The following is a 306-nucleotide window of genomic DNA, read 5'->3' as shown; positions in this document are numbered from 1 at the left end:
CCATAAATATGTAGAAAAACTCAAAAAAAGTATTCAACTAGCGTTAAGCTACTTTCCTAATGCTAAGGTTCAAGGTCAGAGAGAACGGATGTATATCGTTTTAAATGGGGATAACGGCGAAGAAATTATTGAACGGATACGTGGAATTTTTGGCATTCAATCCTTCAGTCCAGCAGTTAAAACGAGTAAAGATTTAGAGGAAATGAAAAACGCAGCTCTGACGCTTTTTCGGGAGGTTTATACAGAGGGAAAAAGCTTTAAGATTACCGCGTAGAGGGCATATAAAACGTATGAACTTGATACGAA

At 37.3% G+C, this 306-nt stretch carries 1 protein-coding gene; it reads left to right on the top strand.

Annotated elements, in window-relative coordinates; translation table 11 throughout:
* The coding region (locus tag PZE06_RS27775) for a THUMP domain-containing protein (protein ID WP_275792371.1) at window positions 1-274 on the top strand (274 nt) is incomplete at its 5' end.
* Window positions 275-306: the final 32 nt, after the last annotated feature.

Source organism: Robertmurraya sp. DFI.2.37 (assembly GCF_029211245.1).
In the GTDB taxonomy this organism is placed as follows: Bacteria; Bacillota; Bacilli; order Bacillales; family Cytobacillaceae; genus Robertmurraya; species Robertmurraya methanolica_A.
The sequence above is the reverse complement of the archived record's forward strand: the minus strand, read 5'-3'. Positions and strand labels throughout refer to the sequence as shown.